This is a genomic window from Rhizobium lentis (assembly GCF_014200175.1).
GTDB lineage: Bacteria > Pseudomonadota > Alphaproteobacteria > Rhizobiales > Rhizobiaceae > Rhizobium > Rhizobium mulingense.
In genome coordinates, this window is sequence record NZ_JACHBD010000011.1 from 87,834 (window position 1) to 110,141 (window position 22,308).

The window sequence follows — 22,308 nt, forward strand, 5'->3', positions numbered from 1 at the left end:
GCGCGCCTCAGCTCCCCTAACGGAGGGCCGGACGGGTGGTCCTTTCACGGTGGTTCATTATCAAAAGTCCAAATAGGGATGCTGCATATGCGAAACAATGGGAGCGAGATTCTTTTGTGCTCCAAAGTTGCATCGGGTGACCCGGCCGGGACATTTCGGCCACACCTGTATCGACATATGTCGATGAGGCCGGTCCCTCATCCGCCTACCGGCACTTTCTCCCCGACGCGGGGCGAAGGGGCAAGCGGCGAAATTTCCGTCCCCATAGATCTTTCGCAGGGCACGTCCCCTCTCCCGGTCAGAACGGGGAGAGGGCTAGGGTGAGGGGCAACCTTTGGGGTCCGAATCGGACAGCAATGCCGCCCACGAGAAGAGGAGAACCCGCTCCCGGGTTTAATTCGCCGCGATCATGCATTAGATCAGCTTCCTGAATTCCCCGTTTGAAAGATCCCGCCTTGGCCACCTCCACCTTCGATACGCTGTTGCACAAAATCGAAACCCGCGCGGCGCGCGCCGGCGTCATCGGTCTCGGCTATGTCGGCCTGCCGTTGGCGATTGCCGTGGCGCGCAGCGGTTTTGCGGTCACCGGCTTCGACATCGACCCTTCCAAGATGGTGGCGCTCGAGGCCCGCCGCTCCTATATCGACGCCGTCAGCGACGCAGCCCTTGCCGCCGAGATCGATGCGGGCCGTTTCGAGGCGACTACCGATTTCGCCGGTCTGGCCACCTGCGACGTCATCATCATCTGCGTGCCGACGCCACTCACCAAACACCGTGATCCCGACCTTTCCTTCGTCGAGGCGACGTCGCGCTCGATCGCCCAGCATCTGCGCCCCGGTCAGCTCGTCGTGCTGGAATCGACCACCTATCCCGGCACCACCGACGATATCGTCAAGGTCATTCTCGAAGGCACCGGGTTGAGAGCCGGCGCGGATTTCTTCGTCGGCTTCTCGCCGGAGCGCGAGGATCCCGGCAACCAGCATTATCACACCGCCACCATTCCGAAGGTCGTCGCCGGCGACGGGCCGGAGGCGCTGTCGCTGATGAAGGCGTTTTATGGTGCGGCGGTATCGACGGTCGTGCCTGTTTCCTCGAATGCGACGGCCGAGGCGGTCAAGCTCACCGAAAACATCTTTCGTTCGGTCAACATCGCCCTCGTCAACGAGTTGAAGACCGTCTATGCGGCGATGGGCATCGACGTCTGGGAAGTGATCGATGCGGCCAAGACCAAGCCCTTCGGCTACATGCCCTTTTATCCTGGCCCCGGCCTCGGCGGTCATTGCATCCCGATCGATCCCTTCTACCTCACTTGGAAATCGCGCGAATACGAATTGCCAACCCGCTTCATCGAGCTTGCCGGCGAGATCAATTCGGCGATGCCGCGCTATGTCGTCGGCAAACTGGCCGAAGCGCTCGACATGCGCGCCGGCAAGGCGCTGAGCCGCAGCCGTGTGCTGGGGCTCGCCTATAAGAAGAACGTCGCTGATATAAGAGAGAGCCCGTCGCTGCGGCTGATCGAGATCATCGAGGAGCGCGGCGGCCGGGCCGACTATCACGATCCCTTCGTCGCCGAGATCCCGCCAACGCGCGAACACCAGGCGCTGAAGGGCCGCCGATCAGTGGCGCTGACGCCGGACGTCGTTTCCGACTACGATGCGGTGCTGGTAGCAACCGACCATGACAGCGTGGATTATGCGGCGCTTGCAAAAAGCGCGACGCTGATCATCGACACCCGCAACGTCTTCAACCGGCTCGGCCTTTCGGCCGATCACGTCATCAAGGCGTGACGGCAACGCCGGAAAGCGCCTTGCCGGTCATCCGGCTCGCAGCCACCGCATAACCGCCCGATGCGCCATCGATGAAATGCATATGGTCGCGCGAAATCGGCGTCGGCACGAAGCAGGTCATCAGCGCCGAGGCCTGCCGATGCAGACCATAGCGGGCGATGCCCTTTGCCCGCGCTGCCTCCAGCAGCGTCTCGATGCGTTTCAGGTGCTCGGCATCGACATCGACCGTCATCTTCAGCCCGTCGTCGAACTTGCGGAAATCGGAATTGCCGGCGACGTCGCGCTTGTAGCGGCGGGCATCGAACCTGCCGAGCGGAATGCCAAGCTTGTAGCAGACGACGACGATGGCGAGCTGCAGCAAGATGAAGAGCTTTTGCCGCAGGCGCCGGCCGGCCGGCGCTGTGGCCTTGGCCTCGCGATTGATGCCGTGCAGCGAGAAGGCGAAGTCCGGGCCGCCGGCCGGCACCGGATGGCTGCCGCGGTTCTGCTCGCCGGTGATGGCGACGATGCCGTTGACGAGGTCGCGGAATTCTTCGCCCGGCCGGCCTTCGCCGGGAACCGCGATGATCGAGACAATCTCGCCGTTCTGCGCGTCGATCGGGCTCCAGCGGCAGGAAAGGCCGGCGAGATCGGGCCGTGTTCCCGGGGCCGCGCGCTCTATACCGTAATGGCCCTGCTTCATCTGCCGTTCCGCCCAGCTGGTGCCGCCGCCCCAGAACATCGCATAGGTGACATAGGGGCTTGCCGAATAACGCGCGACGCGCACGTCGAGCCCCTCGGCGCGGGTGTCGGCGACCGGAACGATGGCGACGCGCAGCATCAGGCCGAGATCCTCCTCGACCCAGATCTGCACGGCGGCAAGCGCTTCGCGGGCTGTCTGCTCGAGCGCGCCCGGCAGCGCGATCAGCGCGCCGTCGCCGCCGAAGACGAAGGGATAGTCGCCCTTGCCGACGGCGTTCAACACCGCCGAAATGACGCTGGCGCCCGCCATGTTGACGTCCTTGTAACGGCCGCCGGCGATCGCCTGCGTCGAGCCGACGATATCGGCGAGCGCCAGCACCCATCCGTCGGGCAGCGGCCGGTAGTTGGCGGGATCCGTCACGCCCTCGAAGGCGCTGAAGAGCGGCACGGCGGCAAAGAATTCTTCGTCGTTCACGGTTTCCATGTCATTGATCCTAGCACAGACCCGCGTTGGTGCTGCAATGCCAATTCCCATTTACGGCAATCGACTTGGCAAGGTTTCAGTGATAGCACGCGCTCACGATTTTCATCACGGATACGGATTTAGATGAGCCGCCTCGACAGCTTCATTCGCCGGTTGACGGCCCAACGCGATATTTTGAACGCGATCACCGATCTGGTCGCCGAAATCGAGGGGCCGGTGCTGGAATTCGGCCTCGGCAACGGCCGCACCTATGACCATCTGCGCGAGCATTTCCCCGGCCGCCGCATCATCGCCTTCGATTGGGAGGTCCGCTCCTATTCGGCCTCGACGCCGGAGCCGCAAGACATGGTGACCGGCAATATCCGCGACTCCGGCCAAGCCTTCCTCGGCATCGGCGCGGCGCTCGCCCATGCCGATATCGGCACCGGCCACGACGAGATCGACGCCGTGACGCTGACCTGGCTGCCGCAGCTGATCGCCGGCGTGCTCGCTCATAACGGCATCGCCGTCAGCGGCCTGCCGCTTGAGCATCCGGAGTTGGTGGCGCTGCCGCTGCCGGAGGGGATCAAGGAAGGGCGGTATTTCCTCTATCGGAGGACGTAAGCGATTGGGCGGGGACTGCGGCATCGGCCGCTGTCGCGATTTGCAGTGGCAGTTATTCCTCTTTTGGAGGACTTAATCCCTCACGAGGCGCAGGAATAAGTCGCTGCCGGGCGGGCTTCCAGTTTTGCCTCGAACTCGTCCGCGATCTGTTTGAGAGTCACACTGCCCAGCCGCCTCAGCAGCAGCGCCTCGGCCTCCTGCATCGCATCTGCCAGCGCGCTATTGACGGCCTGCTCTACCAGACATTGCGGCTGGTCGTCGGCGGGGCTGATGGCGAAGACGTGAGGCTCGCCAAGGGCGTTGTAGACATCGAGCAGGGTGATCTCAGACAAGGGACGCACCAAGGTCCAGCCGCCGCCGTGGCCCTTTTCGGAGCTGACATAACCCCGTTCGCGAAGGCCGGCCATGGTGCGGCGGACGACGACGGGATTGGTGTTCAGCATCTTCGCAATCATTTCGGAGGTCGCCGAATGCTCGTGCCGATCCATGTGGATCAGCACGTGCAGCATGCGGGAAAGGCGGCTGTCGTTGCGCATTGTTTCCATCCTGTCGAACGAGCGGGTGATTATCGCAGGCCATCTGTAACAACACAAGTGACATGACGCTTGACTGGGCTATTTCATGTAACTTATGTTGATTCATGAAAATGAGACACCGAGGGAGTGACAGCATGTCTTACGAAGTCATCGTCATCGGCGGCAATTTTGCCGGCCTGTCGGCCGCCATGCAGCTTGCCCGGGCGCGGCGGCGGGTTCTGCTCGTCGATGCGGGCATGCCGCGAAACCGATTTTCGCAGGCCGCGCACGGTTTTCTCGGTCAGGACGGCCGGGCACCGGCGGCGATCATGGAGGAGGGGAAGAGACAGCTTTCGCTTTATCCGAACATCACGCTGCGCGACGGCAAGGTCGTCCACGCGCAGAAGCAGGATGACCAATTCATCGTCGGCATCGAAGGCGGCGGCGAAGAACGCGCTCGCCGACTCATTCTCGCAACCGGCGTCAGCGACACGCTGCCCGAGATTGCCGGCCTCGGAGACCGCTGGGGGCGCTCGGTGCTGCACTGCCCCTATTGCCATGGTTATGAGGTGAGCGGCGGCGAGCTTGGTGTCCTTGCAAACCATCAGCACTCGGCGCATTCGGCCATGATGATCCCGGACTGGGGCGCGACCACCTTTTTCACCCAGGCGCAGTTCGAGCCCGATGAAGAGCAGCTGGCGCGGCTGACGGCCCGCGGGGTGCGCATCGAACACACCCCGGTCGTGGAATTGCTGGGCGATACTCCGGAGCTCGAGGCGGTGCGCCTCGCCGATGGCCGGATCGTGCCGCTCGACGCCATCTTCGTCGCGCCGAAGACGGCGATGGCGAGCCCCGTTGCCGAGCAACTCGGCTGCGCTTTCGATGACGGTGCCTTCGGGCCGGTCATCCGGATCGGCGAAAACAAGGAGACCAGCATCACGGGCGTCTTCGCCGCCGGCGATGCGGCAAGCTCCATGCATAGCGGCACGCTTGCCTCGGCATCCGGCGTGCTCGCCGGCGTGCATTGCCATCAGTCGCTGGTGATGCAGTCTGCCGGATAGGTGCTACGGCGGCGCGTCGGTTGACCGAGTGCGCCCAGGCAGATCCCGCAGCGTCCCCTCGGTTCCGCCGCCTGATGGGTACGGGAGCTTCAGAATTCGCAGGTTTGTATTGCACCGCAGATTCTAAATTAGGGATATTGCAATGAAATTACGGATTTTAGGTGCATTGGCGCTTATTCTTTCTGCTACAGGTCACGCTCAGGCCGGAGATCGCATGGCCGCAGCCATGTTCTTTCGTGAGGTGTCGAAATCTTCATGCGGTTTCAAGATGACGCCAGAATGGGCAATCAAAGCTGCAACCATTCTTGGAATGTCGGATCCTATCCACGAGCCAGTGCTCTCGGCGGTGTTTGCAGTTTGTGAAGCGGTAAAAAAGGGAAAGAAAGGCAAAACTATTGAGATCCGGGCTCCCGACAAACATAAAGTGATGCGGAAGGTCATTTTGGAAAAAGCCGAGTGGTGGCAAGCATGATGCGGAATTCACGTCCGCATCGAAGCCGGTGGAGAAGAAGGTGGCCGGCGCCTCATTCTTGCAGCCGGCGTCAGGTTGAGAACGCCGGCTGACGCCAGACTCCGCTCTCGTGCAATGGAAGGCGTGCCCGCACAAGGCTGCCTTTACGGCAAAAACAGCACGTTATACTGATCGATGTCCCCTGGCAGATCCCGCACCTTCATCTCCTCCTCGCGGTCCTCGAAGAGGACGAGGCAATCCTCATAATAACCGGCAAGCATTGAGATGAAGGCTCTCGTGCCCTCAGGTCCATAGAACAGCGGCGTGAACTCCATGTGGAGCGGCACGCGGCGGGCAAGCAGCGGCTGCATCGAGCGGCAGGCGACCGGCTCGTAACCCTCGATATCCATCCAGACGAGGCCGATGGCGGCCGGGTCGATCACCAGGTCGGCAAGGATTTCGGAAACCGGCTTCACCGGCACGCGGATCTTCGTGTCGGTCGCACTTTGGCGGATGGCGCTGCTCTTGCCGTGATTGTTGCGATTGAGGAAAAAATCGATCTCGCCCGCGTGCTCGCCGGCGGCGCAGTTGACGAGCCGAACTTTCTCCTCCAGCCGGTTCTGGCGGATGTTGAGGGCGAGGAGTGGGAAATTGCGTGGGTCCGGCTCGATGCTAACGATCCGGGCGTAAGTGTTGCTCATTGCGAAATAGACGGTCTGTGTGCCGATATTGCCGCCGATTTCGAGCAGCGTCGCGTCCTTTCTGAGCAGGCCGCGCTCGCGCAATATGACGATCAGCCGGTCGACGGCGTCGCGCTCGAAATGGCCCTTCCGGAAGACCTTGCGGCCGATATAGTCGGCGGGCGAGAAGGTCATCAGATGATCGCCGGCGTCGACCGTCATCGAGACGACGCGCGGGCCGATATTCTCGATCACCAGGCGGCGGCCGAGGCGGGTGTCGAAGAGGCGCGAGGCGGCTCTATTGCGCGCCTTGCGCAGGCGGCGGCTCCAATATTTGGCGGTGAGCCAGGGCTTGCCGGGCATCAGTCTTTTCCTTCGAGCGGTTCTGCCGCTTTCTCTCTCGGAATGACATAGACTTTCAAGGGTAGCGCCCGCCCGCGCACGCTGATTTCACGGCTTTCGATGCCGGAAAGGTCGGCGCCGGAACGGGCCGCCACTGGTTCGGAGATGACGATCGCCGCTTCGAATTCCTTGGCGGCACTTTCCAGCCGGCTTGCGACGTTTACGGTATCGCCTATCGCCGTCATGCTGCGCACCCGGCCGTAGCCCATCGTTCCGACGACGGCCGGGCCGGTGTGGATGCCGATCGCGATGCGCAGCGGCAGCGCCAGCTCGTCGGCCAGTTCGGCGGCGAGTTTCTCGATTTCCGTGACGATCGCCGCAGCCGCCTTGAGCGCCTGGTAGCAGGCCTCCTCCGGCGCTGTGTTGAGGCCGAAGAGCGCCATGGCGCCGTCGCCGATGAACTTGTCGAGCCGCCCGCCCGCCTGCTCCACCGCCTTGCCGATGATGGCGAAATAGCGGTTCAGCAGGAAGACGACGTCGAAGGGCAGGCGCGTTTCTGTCAGCGTGGTGAAATGGCGGATATCGACGAACAGCACCGCGATTTCGCGCTCGCGGCCTGGGCTCGTCTCCTGGCTGTTTGCCGGCAGGGCGGTTTCGACCGCCGGCACCAGAAGCGGTGCGACCGCAACGTCGCGGTCCGGGCGCAGCTGGCAGGCAAGGCGAACGTCGGGGCCGGCATTGATGCGCTTGAGCGTCGTCTGCTCCATCTTGTCCGGCGCGGGCAGGCTTTCGTAATCGCCGAGGATCTGCACGCGGCAGGTGGAGCATTGGCCCTTGCCGCCGCAGACGGAATAATGCGGCAGGCCACCGAGCCGGCTTGCTTCCAGCACCGTAAAGCCGCGCGGCACGCGGATCACCTCGCCACCCGGATAATGCACCGCCACCTGGTCGAGGCGCTCCTTCAGCCGGCGCCGGGCGCGGGCGACGACGACGATGAGCAGCGAGGCCGAGAAAGCGGCGTAGAGTCCGGCGCGAACCGCGGCGGTCCTGGCGCGGACCTCAGGGTCGTGGAGATAGTGAGCGTTGAGGTTCACCTCGTACGGATTGGTCGCCAGCTGATAGGAGGGATCGGCAAGCGTGCGGCCCATCTGCACGAAGCCGAGAACCGAGAGCACCGGCACGAGGATCGCCAGCGCCAGCAGCAACGGCGCGGCGCTTGTATACCACGGGCGGTAACGCAACCAAAAATGGATCCCGATGCAGCCGTGAAACCAGACGGCGACGACGCCGAGCACCTGGCGGGCACCATTCGCGGGGTTCTTAATCCACAGCTGCTCGACGACCGTCTCGTAGTCGTCGATGTAGCCATAGAGGTCATGGGCGATGCGCGTGCCGATAACATGATCGATCAGAAGCAGCGGGATCAGCAGGCCGAGCACGATCTGCGCAGTTTCGCCCTTCGGTATGACTAGGCTTCGGCGCATGTAGATGGCGCGCAGCACCAGCGTCATGTGGATCACGACTGATGAATAGAACACCGCCGTGCCGACGGGATTGCGCCAGATGGCGAGGAAGAGGTGACGGGCCTTGTCGGCGGCGGCGAGCGAAATCAGCCCGAGCGCATGGTTGGACAAATGCAGCAGGACGAAAATGAAAATGACGAGGCCGGAACCAAGCCTTGCCCGTCTGATCGCGCGTTCCGAAAAAATCCCTGTGGCTGAGGCCGTCGTCATTCATTCCCGTTCTTGTCGATAAATCCGAGGCCCATAGAGATTGGGAAAGAGGCGGAATTGCTTCGACCGCGATCACATTCCATATGTGTATGCGCAACTTTTTAGGAAGGCGGCAATAAGGGAATTTTTTAGGCGCGAGCATGAGGCCGCAAAGCATGCAACTTTCCGCCCGCCATCATGCTCTATCGCTTTGATTCGGCTATATGTTCTGATAAACCCTTGATCACCCGCAAACACCATTTGGAAACAGTGTGTCTATGAGGAATGCAGGGATGCGGGTCGCCTTCTATGCGCCGATGAAATCGCCGAACCATCCGGTACCCTCGGGCGACCGGCTGATGGCGCGGCTGTTGATCCGCGCATTGGAGCTTGCCGGTCATCAGGTCGAGGTCGTCTCCGAATTCCGCACCCATGCGGCGACGCCGGAGGCAGCCGCGGCGCTCGAACCCGCTATCTCAGCCGAATTGGCGCGGCTGCGGGCGAAATGGCAAGGTCTACCACGGCCGGATCTCTGGTTCTGCTACCATCCCTATTACAAATCGCCCGATCCTTTCGGGCCGGTGATCTCGGCCGCATTCGCCATTCCCTATGTCACCGCGGAGGCCTCCTATGCGGCAAAACGCGACCGGGCCGGTTGGGCGGCCCGGCAGAAGCGCGTGGGCGAGGCGATCATGCAGGCGGCCGTCAATATCGGTTTCACCGAACGGGACCGGGCCGGGCTTTCCGCCGCCTTTCCGCAGGCGCGGCTTGCGGCGTTCAAACCCTTCATCGATCCGGCGCTGTTCGAGGTGGTGGCGCCGGCACCCGATCCCAGTCGGCTGATGACGGTCGCGATGATGAGGGCCGGCGACAAGATGGAAAGCTACGCGATGCTCGCAAAAGCATTGCGGCTGCTTGAAAACAGGCCATGGACCCTTGCGATCATCGGCGATGGGCCGATGCGCCGGGAGGTGGAGGCACTGTTTGGCCGCTTTCCCGGCCGCATCGAATGGCTGGGCGAGCAAGGTGAGCCTGAGATCGCCGGCCTGCTCGCGCGCGGCGGCATCTATGTCTGGCCCGGCTGCGGCGAGGCCTATGGCCTTGCCTATCTGGAGGCTCAGGCAGCCGGCCTGCCCGTCGTGGCGCAGCAAACGGCGGGTGTGCCCGCCGTGGTCGAGGCCGGCGTCACCGGCCTGCTGACGCCGGAGGGCGATGTCGTCGCCTATGCCGGGGCCATCGCGGCCCTCCTCGGCGACCAGCAGAAGCGAGACGCGATGGGGCAGGCGGCGCGGCGTTTCGTGCTCGAGGAGCGCTCGCTCGCGACGGCTGCCCGCGCCCTGGATGAGATTTTGCGCAACAGCGCACGAACAGGAGTGAGGTGATGAGCGAAGGGATGAGCTGGGAACCGCTGCGCCGCGAGCTCGACCGCTGGCGAGCCGCCGACCGCGTGGCGCGGCTCTGGCTGCGCGACGACGATGCCGTCGAGCCGACGCCTGATCTGGAGCGGCTGTTAGCGCTGGCCGGCGAGAACGGGATTCCGCTGACCCTTGCCGTTATTCCTGCCCTGACCGGCGAGGCGTTGGCGGCGCGGCTGGCGGCGGAAGAAGGCGTCGCCGTTGCCGTGCATGGCTGGTCGCATACCAACCATGCCGGGCCGGAACGCAAGAAACAGGAACTCGGCGGCGAACGGCCGGCCGAGGTGGTGCTGGGCGAGCTGCGTGCAGGATGGCAGCTCCTGAAGCGGCTGCATCCCGCCCGTTTCCTGCCGGCGCTGGTGCCGCCGTGGAACCGGATCGACGCCGCGCTCATCCCGGCGTTGCCCCAACTCGCCTTTGCGGCGCTTTCAGTTTACGGGCGGGCAAGAGAGGGCGGGCCGATCCCGCTTCTCAACACCCATGTCGACATTATCGACTGGCACGGCCCGCGAGGCGGCCGCAGCAAGGAGGAGCTGGTGGCCGAATTGGTCGCCGAACTCCGCGACCGGTTTGCCGGCAATGATGAGCCGATCGGCGTGCTCACCCATCATCTGGTGCACGATGATGCAGCCTGGGATTTCCTGGCGGACTTGTTTGCGGTGACGGCCGATCACCCTGCCGTCTCCTGGTCGTCGGCGGCCACACTCCTCAAACTTTAAGCTTGGCGATTATGCGGCATGAAAGCGCCCGAGGAAGTCCCGCATCAGTGCTGCGACCTCATCCAGATGCGTCTCGAGCAGCCAGTGCCCGCCGTCGAGAAGATGCAGTTCGGCATCCGGCAGATCACGGAGATAGGCCCGCGCCGATTGTTCCGGCATATAGTGGTCGTTCGGCCCCCAAACGATCAGGGTCGGCGGCCGGTATTGCCTGAGATATTTCCGGTGCTCGGGAAACCAGGCGCGGTTCTCCTTCAATCCGGCGATCAGGTCGATGGCGATTTCCTTGCGCTGCGGCGTGATCATTGACCAGTGCAGCCTCCAGAGATCCGGCGGGATCGCGTCGGCCAGAGGCGACGGCAGGTCGTTGAGGAATTCCTCCCGGAACGTCTCCTCGCTGATTGCTTGCGCCAGCGCCTTCCTCATCTCCGCGCGCGGGAGCGCCCACGTCACTTCGATATCGGCATATTTCGGCCCGAGCGCATCCTCATAGGGAATATCGCCATTCTGGATGATCAGCGCCACGATGCGGCTGGGGTGTTTGATCGCCAGCCGCGCTCCGATCGGCGAGCCGAAATCGTGGAGGTAGAGGGCGAAGCGGTCGACATCGAGCACGCCGATAAAAGCCTCCAGCCAAGCGGCATAGCCATCGAAGCTGTAGTCGAAATCGTCGGGCGTGCCGCTGTAGCCCGCGCCGGGGAAATCCGGGGCGATCAAGCGCCAGCGGTCGGCAAGGCGCGGCATGAGATTGCGAAATTCGTAAGACGAGCATGGATAGCCGTGCGGCAGCAGCAGGACCGGCGCCTCCTTCGGACCCGCCTCACGGTAAAAAATCTCGATACCTGCAACGGTGGTGATGTGATGTCGGACGAGCATGGCGAGATTCACGTTCGGTCCTCCTGATACTGCTCGGCGCCCTCCACGGGCCGCAGCCATGCCTCGCGGCGTTTGATCCAGAGTTCGTAGCGCGGCGTGAGCGGCGTCGGCGCCTCCTTGAGGATGCCGAGCTTGATCTCCGCCTCCTGTTCATCGGCGGAAAACAGACGCGAACCGCAGCCGGTGCAGAAGCGTCGGCCATGGAATTCACCTGTTTCGCCGGAATGTTCAAATTGGCCGGCGGGCCAGACGCCGTAAAAGGTAAAGGCCGAACCGCTTTCCTTTCGGCAGTCGGTGCAGTGACAAATGCCGACGCGCAGCGGTTCGCCACGAACAGAAAGTTTCACCTGCCCGCAAAGGCATTGTCCGGTAAGCACGGTCATGGCTGATACCCCGTTTCATCGATCTTGCGCTGCCGAGGAAACGGTCGGACCCGGCATCTGTTCCGTCAGCAAGGCGCGAACGGCCGGCGTCTTGCGCGGCGCGGAGGCCGGTGTTCTAGATCACCACGGTCTGGTTGTCGCGAGCGGCGAAGGCGCCGGGGAAAGCCGCCTCAGCCTGCGCTTCCATATCGGCCAGCTGTTCGTCCGTGCGGGAAGGGGCGTGGTGGAACAGGGCGAAGCGCTTGGCGCCTGCCATTTTGGCCAGCTCGGTGCCGTGCTCCCAGGTCGAATGGCCGAAGCCCTTGAAGCGCTGCATCTCGTCTTCATTGTAGGTGCAATCGTAGACGACGAGATCGGCCCCCTGCATCATCTCCAGTGAGACCGGATCATAGCTGCCGGGGATATGCTCGATATCGTAGATGAGAGCGATCGAACGGCCCTGCCATTCGATGCGGTAGCCGATGGCGCCGCCCGGATGGTTCAGCGTGAAAGTCTTGATCTCGATGCCCTCACGCGGGGTCAGAACCTGACCGGCGTGGAAATCGCGGAAATTCATCGTCGCCTGGCAGATGTCGGTCTTCACCGGGAACCAGGGCGGGCTGATGAACTGCTCGACCATTTCCCGCGTGCTCATCTTGCCGTCGAGATGACCGGACCAGATGTTGACGTTGATCGAGGGATAGTAGATCGCCTTGAAGAAGGGCAGGCCGATGATGTGGTCGTAGTGGCAGTGGCTGAAGAACAGATCGACGTCGCTGACGCCGTCGGCAAGCAGCGACAGTCCTGCCTCGCGCAGGCCGGAACCTGCGTCGAAAAGCAACCGATGTTTTCCGCAGCGAATCTCGATGCAGGAAGTGTTACCGCCGTAGCGATCGAACTCGGGGCCCGATACGGGAATACTGCCGCGGACGCCCCAAAATTTTATCTGAAACAGTTCTGTCGTCATCGTTTTTCAAACCGGCCTTCCCGCATCGCCATCGTAATCATAGTTTATCCCGATGCGAAGCAGCAGAATTCCACGGGTTTGCCTGCGCCCCCTTTCATTCTCCTAACCGCTAGCGGAAGAAGAAGTATATTCTCCTAAGCAATCGGCTTTCGCTTCGGAAAGCAACCCAGTATGGTTGGTTTTCGGTAAATGGGCTGCTCGGGCGGGGCGTTTTCCGCAAGTCATGCCTATTAGATGGTTGCGCACGATTGAAAAAGCAAATCGCTTGCTTGTGGCCATCCCGCCGCATTCCTTTGCTGGCGGGCCGGCCTTCAGCTGCGGCCTCAGCCCGTACCAAGCCGCTTGATATTTCCGGTCAGTTCTCGGGCAAGCCGCAAGCTCGCAGCGGTTCCCATCGTCATTTGCGGCAGCAGCAGCCATTCGAGCGTCCAGGCCGCTCCGGAGCGTTCCTGTTCATGGACGAGGGACTGGTGGATGCCGGAGAGCGCCGTGGCGTTGAAGCGGGCAAGCGAGACCAGAACTTCGGCGGCGACGGGATTCTGCTTGTGCGCCATAGCCGAAGAAGTCCCCCCGCCTGCCATTTCGATTTCATCACCAGCCTGCGCGAGCAGCGCGATATCCTGGCCGATCTTGCCGAGGCTGCCGGAGATCGAGGCAAACAGGCCGGATATATCGGCGATTACAAGGCGGGCGCTCTGCCATTGCGCGATGTCGGTGAGGCCCAGTTCCTGAGCGAGCGAGGCACGGATGGCTGCGGCCCGCGACCCGAGCTTGTCGAGGGTGCCGGCCGCGCCCCCGAACTGAACGGGGAAATTTTGCTCGGTCAGGCGGTCGCGATAGATCGCCAGCGGCGCGCGCCAGGCAGCGAGACGGTCGGCGACGGTGATCGGGATCGCCGCCTGCATGCGGGTATGGCCCATCAGCCGATTGCCGCCGAACCGGCGGTCGAGCGCATCGAGTCGGGAGACGATGGCGGAAAGCCGTCCGGCAAACAGAAAGGCGATCGCCTTCAAACGGATCATCAGGCTGGTGTCGATGACATCCTGGCTGGTGGCGCCGAGATGCAGGCTTTTGGCCGCTTCCTCCCCGACCGCGGCGCGCAGCTGCTTGACGAGGTCGGGAACGACTACGCCGTCGCGCGCCGTTGCCGCGCGAAGACTGGCGAGATCGGGGGAAAAGCCGGCGCAGGCTTCCGCGATCTTTCTTGCCGCTTCTTCGGGAATGACGGCGTGATCGGCTTCGGCCCTGGCAAGCGCGGCCTCGAAGGCGGCCATGGCGCGGAGATCGGCTTCGGCGGAAAAATAAGGCGCGATTTCATCGTCGCCGACGAGGCCGGATAGGAAAGGGTGGTCGAAGGGGGATGCGGTCATGGTCTGCTCGTTTGTGGCTGCGGCCCCCTCATCCGGCTGCCGCCACCTTCTCCCCAGGGGCAGAAGGGGTGTGAGGCAGCGCCAGCGCCCAGGGCATGTCATCTCGTATGGCACATCCCCTCTCCCCCACGGGAGAGGGTAGGGTGAGGGGGCTACTTGCACTGAACCTCATGGATAAGCCATTTGCCAAGCCCTCAAATATCCAAAAACACCGTTTCGTCAGGACCCTGCAAATGGATGTCGAAATGGCAGATGGCGCCGTCGCGGGTGGCGACCATCGTCGCGACACGTTCGCGATGTTCGATGCGCGATAGCAGCGGATCGGCGGCGTTGGCTTCCGTCTCCTCAGGGAAATACATGCGCGTCTGCAGGCCGATATTGATGCCGCGGGCGACGATCCAGACGGTGATGTGCGGGGCTTGTCTGCGGCCGTCCGTGAACGGGACTCGACCGGGCTTGACGGTCTCGAAACTGTAGACGCCGTCCTCGGCGCGGGTCGGGCAGCGGCCCCAGCCGGTGAAATTTGGGTCGGCGGCGCCGCGCATTTCCGAGGGGCTGTTGTAGAGGCCGGCGCTGTCGGCCTGCCAGATCTCGACGACAGCGTCGCGCACCAGGGCGCCGGCGCCGTCGAAGATGCGGCCGGTGACGGTGATGCGTTCGCCGAGCGTCTTGTCGTTGACCATCGCCACGCCGAGATCGCTGTCGTAGACGCCTGTTATGTCACAGAAATTCGGTGTCAGGCCGATATGGACATAGGGGCCGGCCGTCTGCGACGGGGTTTCCTTGAGATAGCCGAGCTGCTGCATGGTCAATTGCCCTCCAGCCTGTTTTCGAACATCGTCGAGCGGCGGCCGCGCAGCACGATATCGAATTTATAGGCGCGTGAATCCATCGGAATGGTGTTTCCCCAGTCCAGCGGCGCGATCAGCTGCTCGATCGCCGCCTTATCCGGGATCGTGCCGACGATCGGACATTTCCAGATCATCGGATCGCCCTCGAAATACATCTGGGTGATCAGCCGCTGGGCAAAGCCGTGGCCGAAGATCGAGAAATGGATATGGGCGGGGCGCCAGTCGTTGACGCCGTTCGGCCAGGGATAGGCGCCGGGCCGCACTGTGCGGAAATGATAGCGGCCTTCCTCGTCGGTGATGGCGCGGCCGCAGCCGCCGAAATTCGGGTCGATCGCCGCCAGATAGCTTTCCTTCTTGTGGCGATAGCGCCCGCCGGCATTAGCCTGCCAGAACTCGACCAAGGCGCCGGCAACCGGCTTTGCCCGCTCGTCGAGCACGCGCCCATGGACGATAATGCGTTCGCCGATGGCGCTTTCGCCGGGCCGCGCGTAATTCAGGATCAGGTCGTTGTCGAGCTCGCCGATCATCGAATGGCCGAAGACCGGACCTGTGGTTTCGGAGATCGTGCCGTCGAGCGACAGCAGCGCGCGCTGCGGCGCGCGCAGCACCGAGGTCTTGTAGCCGGGCGTCAGCGCCGGCGCATGCCAGGCGCGGTCCCGGGCGAAGAAGGCGCCGGTCTCCGGCTTGCTGTTTGCTCTTTCAGTCATGTTTCCCCCTCAGGCCGCCTTTTCGGCGTCCATTTGCGCAAAGGTCTGCTTGGCGATCTTGATCGCATGATTGGCGGCGGGAACGCCGGCATAGATCGCCACATGCAGGAGCGCCTCGCAGACATCCTCGCGGGATGCCCCGGTATTGGCGGTGGCGCGCACATGCATGGCGACCTCCTCGTCCTGGCCGAGCGCTGCCAGCAGGGCAATGGTGACGATCGAGCGCTCGCGCTTGGTCAGGACAGGACGCGACCAGACATGGCCCCAGGCAGCTTCGGTGATCAGCTCCTGAAAGGGACGGTCGAACTCCGTGGCGGTCGCGGCGGCACGGTCGACATGGGCATCGCCGAGCACGGCGCGGCGGGTCGCCATGCCCTGCCGGTAGCGTTCGGAGGGGGTCTCGTTCATGGGCTGCTTTCTCCAGGCGAAATCGATGTGAGGAAGGCGCGGATGATCGCCGTCAGCGCTTCCGGCTGCTCGACGCAGGGGATATGGGCACAGTCTGGGATGACCTCGTAACGGGCGCCCGGGATCAGCCTGGCGGTCGCAAGCACGAGATCCGGCGGCGTCGAGCCGTCCTGGTCGCCGACGATGCAGATGGTCGGAACCGCGATCCTCTTGGCCGCTTCGGTGAAATCGGCATCCCGGATCGCTTCGCAGGTGGCGATATAACCTTCGACCGGCTGGCGCGTCAGCATGTTGCAATAGCCGGCATAAGCGGTGTTTTCGGGCCGGCGGAAGGCAGGCGTGAACCAGCGCTCCATGATGGTGTCGACGATGCTGCCGATGCCGTTTTTCTCAACCGCGGCGATGCGGGCATTCCAGCTTTCCGCTGTACCGATCTTAAGGGCTGTGTCGCTGAGGATGAGGGCGCGCACGAGATCCGGCCGCCGCGGATAGAGCGACTGGGCAATGAGACCGCCCACGGAGAGGCCGCAAATGACAGCGTCCTTCACCGAGAGCAAATCGAGCAGGCCGGCGAGATCAGTCGCATGGTCCTCGATCGACGCGGGGAGCTGGCCGACATCGGAAAGGCCGTGGCCGCGCTTGTCGTAAAGCAGAATGGCGAAGTCGCCTGCAAGCCGCACCACGACATCGCGCCAAATGCGGAAATCCGTTCCGAGCGAATTGATGAAGACGATCACCGGCCGATCGGCGGGCGCGCCGATGACCTGATAGTGGATCGTCACGTCGTTTATGCGGGCGAACTGCACTTCAATCTCCTTAATTCATCAAGTCAGCTCAGCCGGGAAGCGCAGGCACCGTTTGGTTCCGCTGGCGAAGCGTTTTCGACACGAATACCCACGCCGAGAATGGCTCCGTCCGTCTCTTCACCCTCCGTCATGCTCGGCCTTGTGCCGAGCATCCACACGGCATTCACCAACAGCCGCGCCATGGATCCTCGGGTCAAGCCCGAGGATGACGGAGGAGTGGGGTTGGCCGCCCCTTATCTGCCCTGTCGGAATCGAGCCACGCGTCTCGAACCCTCGTTCGGACCCCGCAGTCCGGGCGCAGGGGGATATTCCGCACCTTGCCCCTCAACCTCGACGCGGCGAATGGCTCCGTTCGCCTACCCATCGTCCGTCATGCTCGGGCTTGACCATCCACGCGGCATCCACCAGCAGCCACGGCATGGATCCTCGGCTCAAGGCCACTCCTAATAATAAAACTGACCGGTTGATCCGGTTAAGTAAAATGATATTTTCTGGCTTTTCGATAACCCAGGAGTTATGCGGGCGATGATCGACAGCCGTGTGAAGTTCCGTCATCTGCAGACCTTTGTCGAGGTCGCGCGGCAGAAGAGCGTGATGAAGGCGGCCGAATTGCTGCATGTCAGCCAACCGGCGGTGACGAAGACGATCCGGGAACTGGAAGAGGTGCTGGGCGTCGATGTCTTCGAACGGGACGGCCGCGGCATTAAGATCACCCGCTACGGTGAAGTCTTCCTGCGCCACGCCGGTGCGGCGCTGACGGCACTGCGCCAGGGTCTCGATTCAGTCTCGCAGGAGCAGTTCGCCGATGCGCCGCCGATCCGCATCGGGGCCCTGCCGACGGTCTCGTCGCGGATCATGCCGCGGGCGATGGAGCTCTTCCTCAGGGAGAAGACGTGGAGCCGGGTCAAGATCGTCACCGGCGAGAACGCCGTGCTGCTGGAAGAGTTGCGCGTCGGCGACCTCGATCTGGTGGTCGGGCGCCTGGCAGGCGCCGAAAAAATGGCGGGCTTCTCGTTCGAGCATCTCTATTCCGAACAGGTGGTGTTTGCCGTGCGCGTCGGCCATCCGCTGCTGAACGGCCGGCAATCGCTGTTTTCAGGCCTCGGCAATTACACGGTGTTGATGCCGACGCGCGGCTCGATCATCCGGCCGGTCGTCGAAAATTTCCTCATCGCCAACGGCGTTTCCAACCTGCCGGACCAGATCGAGACGGTTTCAGACTCCTTCGGCCGCGCCTTCCTTCGGTCCAGCGACGCGATTTGGATCATTTCCAATGGCGTGGTTGCCGGCGAGGTCGCGGATGGGCGGCTCGCGCTTCTGCCGATCGACACCGTCGAAACCAAGGGGCCGGTGGGGCTGACGATGCGCACCGATGCCGTGCCGTCGGCGTCGCAAACTATCCTGATGCAGACGATCCGCGAGGCGGCGCGGAAGCTTTCCTGACCTTACCTCTTCAAATTCGCTTGCTGAATGCCCAGATTTGGACTAACTCTAGTTCAGGACAGGAGAACACAATGCAGCAGGCGCGACGCAGAGAGCAGGAGCCTGAGCGGCTGGAAACGGAGCGGTTTGCACCGGCAAACCGACGGCGGCTGAGCCCGCCGGCTTTGCGTACCTTTCTGGCGATCGCCGATTTCTGGGGGTTGAGCGAAGAGCAGCGTCTGCTCGTGCTCGGCTACCCCTCCCGTTCGACCTATCACAGCTGGGCCAAGCAGGCGCGCGAGCACGGGGCCTTCACGCTGGATGTCGATACGCTGACCCGGATCTCCGCCGTGCTCGGCATCCATCAGGCGCTCGGCGTGCTGTTTGCCGACGAACGGTCTGGCGTCGCTTGGCTGCGCACACCGCATCAGGCGCCGGTTTTCGGCGGCCAGCCGCCGCTTGACATCGTCACGAGCGGAACCCAGGACGGGCTGATGACCGTGCGCCGCTTTCTCGACGGTGCGCGCGGCGGTCTTTACATGCCGCCCAATAGTCTGGACGAGGCCTTTACGCCTTACGAAGATACGGACATCGTCGTCCGGTGAGCGGCCGTTTTGCCGAGGCGCCGCGGCCGTCCTACCGGCTGATCCCGTCGCAATTTCCGCCGATCGGTCTCTTCGATACGGTGGCGAGGGCTGCCGATCTCGAAGCGGTGATGGAGCTTGTCGGTTGGACCAATGACCGTCTCGTCGCCGACCGCATCCGGCGGCTTCCCGAAAACGAGTGGGTCTACGGCAGTCCGAATGCCAGCATCGTGATGGCGGCGTTCCTGCATGTCGCGCCGGGCGGCATGCGTTTCAACGGCCCCGATCTCGGCGCCTGGTATGCCGCCGACAATCTAAAGACAGCCGCCGCCGAGGTCGGCCATCACCTCCGGCGCGAGACTGTCGCCCGCGGGGTGGCGACGATGGCGCGCACTTACCGAAGCTATGCGGCCGCTCTGATCGGCGACTATCTCGATATTCGCGGCGAGCAGACATTGCGGCCCGATGTCTATGACGGCGCGAGTTATGCGGCCTCGCAGGTACTCGGAGAACAGGTGCGTTCGAGCGGCGGCGCCGGCATTCTCTATGACAGTGTCCGGCTGAGAGGCGGCGTCAACATAGCAGCGCACCGGCCGCGCAACATTCGCGACGTGGTGCAGGCCGATCATTTCGAAATCACCGTTTTCGCGGCCGATCGGCACATCGACGTCAGGAAGCTTGCAACCCGGCGACGGCAGCCGAAAGCCGGTGCTTAAACTGGCAACCGTTCGGCCCAGGCCTTGGCCGCCTGCGCCATCGTGGCGAGGTGATCGGCAGCCGAGAAGCCGGAGATTTTCTTGCGCGGCTTGAGGTCGTGGTCGCCGTCCTCGAGCCAGAGGATTTCGATCCGGTCGGAGAGATCGTAGCCCGGCACCTCGTCGCGCGTGCCGAATTCGTCGCGCGTGCCCTGGCAGATCAGCGCGGGTGTCGCCAGCTGCTTGAGATGGCCCGTGCGCAGCTTGTCCGGCTGGCCGGGCGGATGGAAGGGATAACCGAGGCAGAGGAGGCCGGCGATCTTCCCCTTGTCATGGAGATCGTCGGCGACCATGCTGGCGACCCGGCCGCCCATCGACTTGCCGCCGATGATGAGGGGGCTCTCTGCGCCGAGCGCGGCAATCGCCGCCTCATATTCGGGATTGAGCGTTTCGGCGCGCGGCGGCGGCTTGCGGATTCCGCTGCGGCGGGCGGCCATATAGGCGAACTCAAAACGAGCGACGCGGAAACCGGCGTCGGCAAGCGCTTTCGCCGCTGCCGTCATCGACGCCGAATCCATCGGCGCCCCGGCGCCATGCGCAAGCAGGATCGTGAAGCGCGCATCCTCGGGGCCTTGCAGCAGAAACCCGTCCAGCATCGGCAATCCTCCATTCGCCATCGGAACCATGTCGACGGCCGTGACTTGTTCCTGAAAGGAGACAGACAATGTCAACGAACGACGAAAACGTAAAGCCGGAGCAGCGCCGTCCCAAAGATGTCGCCGCCATTCCCGAGAAACCTGAGCCTGCTGACGCGGAATCGATCGCGCCGCCGGCCGTGCAGCCGGCCGGGGAAGGGGACAAAAGCGAACGGCCGGTGGTCAACCCCGTGACCGGCGTCGCCTTTTAGGGGATCGCAAAATTATCATGCAGATCGGCCCTTGAAACGGCGACGCAAAGGGCGCATATACCAGCCCTGCCTGAAAAATGGATGCCCGGGGTATCGACGTCGTCGAACCCTTTGCTGTCCGACAGGATAAGGGCGCTCCCCGCAAGGGTCGAGCGCCCTTTTTGCTTTCGGACATTCTCGAGACTTCGCTTTCGAAGCTGGGCGATCTTGAGGAACTCCCACCAAAATCTATATAGCACTTCGGAATCCCGAAATGGCTGCGGGACTGAAATCATTACATATTTTTTCGCCGCAGCGGGGCAAAAAAGCCCACGCATTTCGGAATCCCGAAGCGGGCGAATTTCGGGATTCCGAAGTGGGATATTTTCTTGGCGTTCTTTTACGCCGTGCTGTCGATTTTAACATCAGCCGATCGTCATCTTAACGATGTGCTGCAGTTCAGCATGTTCTCAGGCAATTGTAGGAGATATGAATATGAATAATCAGAATCTCGTACCCGCCGCCGTGCTTGCGGCAAAGAACGGCGTTCGGTTCCCCAACGAGAGCGAGGAATATCGCATCGCCCGTGATGCGCTGCTCGCCGAAGAGATCGAATTGCGCCGCCACATCGAACGCGTGGCGGTACAGCGCCGGGCGCTGCCGCCGGGCGGCGCGGTGACGAAAGACTACCGCTTCGAAGGCGTCGACGGACCGATAAGCTTCAGCGAACTCTTCGCCAACAAGGAAACGCTGGTCGTCTACAGCTACATGTTCGGTCCGGAGCGCGAGCGCCCGTGCCCGATGTGCACTTCACTGCTGTCGGCCTGGGATGGCGAGGTGCCAGATATCCAGCAGCGCGTCGCACTTGCGGTCGTCGCGCTTTCGCCGATCGGCAGGCTGCTCGCCTTCAAGAAGGAGCGCGGCTGGCACCACCTGCCGCTCTATTCCGATCCGACCGGCGATTACAGCCGCGACTATCACGCCATCGGCAGGGGCGGCGGCGATGACGCGGCCTTCAACGTCTTTACCCGGCGCGATGGCACCATCCGCCATTTCTGGAGCGGGGAGATGGGCGAGGTGACGGCCGATCCGGGTGAGGATCCGCGTGGCGCGCCCGATCTGATGCCGCTCTGGACCGTGCTCGATTGCACCCCCGAAGGTCGGGCACCGGATTGGTATCCGAAGCTCTCCTATTGAGGCTGCAGGCCATCAGCCGATGGAACGGTTTCTCGGTGCCTCGGCCCATTCGATGTTGGTGACCGCGGCCTCCGGCAGCGGTGTCGGGTCGATATCATAGACATAGCCGCTCAGCATGTCAGCGGCGCGTTCCGTCGCCTTGATCTTGGCTTCGGTTTCGGCCACCGCCTTGCCAATCGCCTCGATGCGGGCGCGGAACATGTGCGCAAGCACATCCCGGCCCGAATCCTTGGCGAGCCGCTCCAGATGGAGCCCGATTCGCGAGGCATGGCGCTCCAGCTCGCTCTTGCTGAACCGGGCTTTCCGTAGCTCCTCGGAAAGGCTGTCCTGCATGACGGCGACAGGGTCGAAGCTTCCCGGCGCACGCTCGTCCAGCACTGCATCGGTAACGAGCTTCTCGATCATGACAAGCGCCTGCAACTCGGCGGCGTCGGCGAATTCGACGTCGTAGCCGGTGTCGTCGTAAACCTTGCGGCGGACCGGATCGAGGAGCAGTGCATAGGCCTTCTGCAGATTATCGAAGGCTTGCGAATCGCCTCCCGAATCCGGGTGGGCGACCTTCGCGAGCTTGCGATAGGCTGTCTTCAATTGCGCTTCGTCCGCATCGCGTTCAACGCCGAGAATATCGTATGGATCCGTCACGCCTGCTCCCCTGCTGCCCCTGGTCTCGCGGGCAGTCTAGGCCTTTTTCTGCATCAGAAAGGCGAAGTTTAGACCGAAAGTGCGAATG

The 22,308-nt window shown here is 63.0% G+C and carries 26 protein-coding genes; 12 read left to right on the plus strand and 14 right to left on the minus strand.

From position 1 onward, the window contains the following. Positions 1 to 455: 455 nt before the first annotated feature. Entirely contained in the window at positions 456 to 1,787 is a 1,332-nt protein-coding gene (locus GGI60_RS23835) for a nucleotide sugar dehydrogenase (RefSeq protein ID WP_183934857.1), read from the plus strand. On the opposite strand, the gene GGI60_RS23840 is transcribed toward GGI60_RS23835, so the two are convergent. Beyond that, positions 1,777 to 2,952: a DUF3095 domain-containing protein gene (locus tag GGI60_RS23840; protein WP_246720475.1), complete on the minus strand. Its 1,176-nt coding sequence runs from the start codon at positions 2,950 to 2,952 to the stop codon at positions 1,777 to 1,779. The two genes, GGI60_RS23835 and GGI60_RS23840, sit on opposite strands and share 11 nt — an antisense overlap. A gap of 123 nt (positions 2,953 to 3,075) precedes the next feature. Here GGI60_RS23840 and GGI60_RS23845 point away from each other — a divergent pair, with 123 nt between their 5' ends. Continuing rightward, positions 3,076 to 3,555, plus strand: a complete 480-nt coding sequence (locus GGI60_RS23845) for a class I SAM-dependent methyltransferase (RefSeq protein WP_183918998.1) — start codon at positions 3,076 to 3,078, stop codon at positions 3,553 to 3,555. Positions 3,556 to 3,635: 80 nt separating this feature from the next. Here the strand turns inward: GGI60_RS23845 and GGI60_RS23850 are convergent, their stop codons facing one another. Next, positions 3,636 to 4,091: an Rrf2 family transcriptional regulator gene (locus GGI60_RS23850; RefSeq protein WP_183918997.1), complete on the minus strand. Its 456-nt coding sequence runs from the start codon at positions 4,089 to 4,091 to the stop codon at positions 3,636 to 3,638. 134 nt (positions 4,092 to 4,225) lie between these two features. On the opposite strand from GGI60_RS23850, the gene GGI60_RS23855 reads away from it, so the two are divergent. Next, positions 4,226 to 5,131, plus strand: coding sequence for an NAD(P)/FAD-dependent oxidoreductase (locus tag GGI60_RS23855; RefSeq protein ID WP_183918996.1), 906 nt, complete (start codon positions 4,226 to 4,228; stop codon positions 5,129 to 5,131). 142 nt (positions 5,132 to 5,273) lie between these two features. Beyond that, positions 5,274 to 5,603 (plus strand): hypothetical protein, encoded by a 330-nt coding sequence (locus GGI60_RS23860; protein WP_183918995.1) that lies wholly within the window; start codon positions 5,274 to 5,276, stop codon positions 5,601 to 5,603. 143 nt (positions 5,604 to 5,746) lie between these two features. On the opposite strand, the gene GGI60_RS23865 is transcribed toward GGI60_RS23860, so the two are convergent. Together GGI60_RS23865 and GGI60_RS23870 are read right to left on the minus strand one after the other, a co-directional pair. Continuing rightward, the gene (locus GGI60_RS23865) at positions 5,747 to 6,625 is read right to left on the minus strand and encodes an FkbM family methyltransferase (protein WP_183918994.1); all 879 of its coding nucleotides are present in this window, start codon (positions 6,623 to 6,625) and stop codon (positions 5,747 to 5,749) included. Next, positions 6,625 to 8,337 carry an adenylate/guanylate cyclase domain-containing protein gene (locus tag GGI60_RS23870; protein WP_183918993.1) on the minus strand — a complete coding sequence of 571 codons (1,713 nt, stop codon included), beginning with the start codon at positions 8,335 to 8,337 and terminating at the stop codon, positions 6,625 to 6,627. The genes GGI60_RS23865 and GGI60_RS23870 overlap by 1 nt, the downstream gene beginning before the upstream one ends. 272 nt (positions 8,338 to 8,609) lie before the next feature. On the opposite strand from GGI60_RS23870, the gene GGI60_RS23875 reads away from it, so the two are divergent. Beyond that, positions 8,610 to 9,698, plus strand: coding sequence for a glycosyltransferase family 4 protein (locus tag GGI60_RS23875; protein ID WP_183918992.1), 1,089 nt, complete (start codon positions 8,610 to 8,612; stop codon positions 9,696 to 9,698). Beyond that, positions 9,698 to 10,450, plus strand: a complete 753-nt coding sequence (locus GGI60_RS23880) for a polysaccharide deacetylase family protein (RefSeq protein ID WP_183918991.1) — start codon at positions 9,698 to 9,700, stop codon at positions 10,448 to 10,450. Before GGI60_RS23875 ends, GGI60_RS23880 begins: the two co-directional genes overlap by 1 nt. 9 nt (positions 10,451 to 10,459) lie before the next feature. Here GGI60_RS23880 and GGI60_RS23885 read toward each other — a convergent pair whose 3' ends face one another. The 8 genes from GGI60_RS23885 to pcaD form a co-directional block, all read right to left on the minus strand. Further along, positions 10,460 to 11,323 carry an alpha/beta fold hydrolase gene (locus GGI60_RS23885; RefSeq protein ID WP_183919072.1) on the minus strand — a complete coding sequence of 288 codons (864 nt, stop codon included), beginning with the start codon at positions 11,321 to 11,323 and terminating at the stop codon, positions 10,460 to 10,462. A gap of 8 nt (positions 11,324 to 11,331) precedes the next feature. Beyond that, a complete protein-coding gene (locus tag GGI60_RS23890; protein WP_183918990.1) occupies positions 11,332 to 11,706 on the minus strand; it encodes a GFA family protein in 375 nt (124 codons plus the stop codon). A gap of 115 nt (positions 11,707 to 11,821) precedes the next feature. After that, on the minus strand, positions 11,822 to 12,652 hold the full coding sequence (locus GGI60_RS23895; protein WP_183918989.1) for an MBL fold metallo-hydrolase: 831 nt from the start codon (positions 12,650 to 12,652) through the stop codon (positions 11,822 to 11,824). A gap of 323 nt (positions 12,653 to 12,975) precedes the next feature. Beyond that, positions 12,976 to 14,022 carry a 3-carboxy-cis,cis-muconate cycloisomerase gene (locus GGI60_RS23900; protein WP_183918988.1) on the minus strand — a complete coding sequence of 349 codons (1,047 nt, stop codon included), beginning with the start codon at positions 14,020 to 14,022 and terminating at the stop codon, positions 12,976 to 12,978. Positions 14,023 to 14,216: 194 nt separating this feature from the next. Further along, positions 14,217 to 14,828 carry a protocatechuate 3,4-dioxygenase subunit alpha gene (gene pcaG, locus GGI60_RS23905; protein WP_183919071.1) on the minus strand — a complete coding sequence of 204 codons (612 nt, stop codon included), beginning with the start codon at positions 14,826 to 14,828 and terminating at the stop codon, positions 14,217 to 14,219. Between the two features lie 2 nt (positions 14,829 to 14,830). Beyond that, positions 14,831 to 15,580 (minus strand): protocatechuate 3,4-dioxygenase subunit beta, encoded by a 750-nt coding sequence (gene pcaH, locus GGI60_RS23910; RefSeq protein WP_183918987.1) that lies wholly within the window; start codon positions 15,578 to 15,580, stop codon positions 14,831 to 14,833. Between the two features lie 9 nt (positions 15,581 to 15,589). Further along, complete coding sequence (gene pcaC, locus GGI60_RS23915; RefSeq protein ID WP_183918986.1) at positions 15,590 to 15,988, minus strand: 4-carboxymuconolactone decarboxylase; 399 nt, start codon at positions 15,986 to 15,988, stop codon at positions 15,590 to 15,592. Further along, entirely contained in the window at positions 15,985 to 16,794 is an 810-nt protein-coding gene (gene pcaD, locus GGI60_RS23920; RefSeq protein ID WP_183918985.1) for a 3-oxoadipate enol-lactonase, read from the minus strand. Before pcaD ends, pcaC begins: the two co-directional genes overlap by 4 nt. A 525-nt stretch (positions 16,795 to 17,319) precedes the next feature. Between pcaD and pcaQ the strand changes: the two genes are divergently transcribed. The 3 genes from pcaQ to GGI60_RS23935 all read left to right on the plus strand — a co-directional run bounded on the left by pcaQ (position 17,320) and on the right by GGI60_RS23935 (position 19,516). Then, the gene (pcaQ, locus tag GGI60_RS23925; protein WP_183918984.1) at positions 17,320 to 18,237 is read left to right on the plus strand and encodes a pca operon transcription factor PcaQ; all 918 of its coding nucleotides are present in this window, start codon (positions 17,320 to 17,322) and stop codon (positions 18,235 to 18,237) included. Positions 18,238 to 18,308: 71 nt separating this feature from the next. Continuing rightward, a complete protein-coding gene (locus GGI60_RS23930) occupies positions 18,309 to 18,821 on the plus strand; it encodes an MbcA/ParS/Xre antitoxin family protein (RefSeq protein WP_183918983.1) in 513 nt (170 codons plus the stop codon). Continuing rightward, positions 18,818 to 19,516: an RES family NAD+ phosphorylase gene (locus GGI60_RS23935; protein WP_183918982.1), complete on the plus strand. Its 699-nt coding sequence runs from the start codon at positions 18,818 to 18,820 to the stop codon at positions 19,514 to 19,516. Before GGI60_RS23930 ends, GGI60_RS23935 begins: the two co-directional genes overlap by 4 nt. Here the strand turns inward: GGI60_RS23935 and GGI60_RS23940 are convergent. Next, complete coding sequence (locus GGI60_RS23940) at positions 19,513 to 20,151, minus strand: alpha/beta family hydrolase (protein ID WP_183918981.1); 639 nt, start codon at positions 20,149 to 20,151, stop codon at positions 19,513 to 19,515. The genes GGI60_RS23935 and GGI60_RS23940 overlap by 4 nt on opposite strands. 68 nt (positions 20,152 to 20,219) lie before the next feature. Between GGI60_RS23940 and GGI60_RS23945 the strand changes: the two genes are divergently transcribed. The 3 genes from GGI60_RS23945 (at position 20,220) to GGI60_RS23955 (ending at position 21,578) form a co-directional block, all read left to right on the plus strand. After that, positions 20,220 to 20,402 (plus strand): hypothetical protein, encoded by a 183-nt coding sequence (locus GGI60_RS23945; RefSeq protein ID WP_183918980.1) that lies wholly within the window; start codon positions 20,220 to 20,222, stop codon positions 20,400 to 20,402. 253 nt (positions 20,403 to 20,655) lie between these two features. Then, on the plus strand, positions 20,656 to 20,826 hold the full coding sequence (locus tag GGI60_RS23950; protein WP_183918979.1) for a hypothetical protein: 171 nt from the start codon (positions 20,656 to 20,658) through the stop codon (positions 20,824 to 20,826). A gap of 50 nt (positions 20,827 to 20,876) precedes the next feature. Then, on the plus strand, positions 20,877 to 21,578 hold the full coding sequence (locus GGI60_RS23955) for a DUF899 family protein (RefSeq protein WP_183918978.1): 702 nt from the start codon (positions 20,877 to 20,879) through the stop codon (positions 21,576 to 21,578). Positions 21,579 to 21,590: 12 nt separating this feature from the next. Here the strand turns inward: GGI60_RS23955 and GGI60_RS23960 are convergent, their stop codons facing one another. Further along, positions 21,591 to 22,220 carry a J domain-containing protein gene (locus GGI60_RS23960; RefSeq protein ID WP_183918977.1) on the minus strand — a complete coding sequence of 210 codons (630 nt, stop codon included), beginning with the start codon at positions 22,218 to 22,220 and terminating at the stop codon, positions 21,591 to 21,593. Positions 22,221 to 22,308 lie beyond the last annotated feature (88 nt).